Annotated in this window: 1 pseudogene; it reads left to right on the forward strand. The window is 64.2% G+C overall.

Annotation, left to right across the window (positions count from 1 at the left end):
- Positions 1 to 23 precede the first annotated feature (23 nt).
- A pseudogene (locus OWC48_RS46420) lies at positions 24 to 469 on the forward strand (hypothetical protein); the annotation flags it as partial.

The raw sequence follows: 469 nt of genomic DNA on the forward strand, positions 1-469 counted from the left end.
CACAAATTGCTCGGAGTGATGCCATGAGCGCGCTCCGGTTCCCGTTTAGCGCTCGCCAGATCGCCGCTGTCATGGGCGGCGATCTGACTGGTCGCGATTCCTGTAACGTCCCTGGCCCCGGGCACTCGCGCAAGGACCGCTCTCTGGCCGTCCGCATCACGCCAAACGGCTTCCTGGTCCATAGCTTCGCCAACGACGATTGGAAGGACTGCCGCGAGTACGTGCGCGGCAAGCTCGGCCTGGGCGATGACTGGCAGTCCGACAAAGCGCCGGCACCTGACATGACCGGCGACGACCAGGAACGCCGCAAGAAGTTCGCCCTGAAACTTTGGGCGGACTGCATCGATCCGCGCGGAACGCTCGCTGAGCGTTACCTTCGCGAACATCGCGGCCTGGACCTGCCTGAGAGCGTCGCGTACTCGGCGATCCGCTTTCATGCGGGCCTGCGCTATGAGGGCGGCAAGTATCT

The sequence above is a fragment of the Bradyrhizobium sp. Arg816 genome (assembly GCF_029989365.1).
Classification (GTDB): domain Bacteria; phylum Pseudomonadota; class Alphaproteobacteria; order Rhizobiales; family Xanthobacteraceae; genus Bradyrhizobium.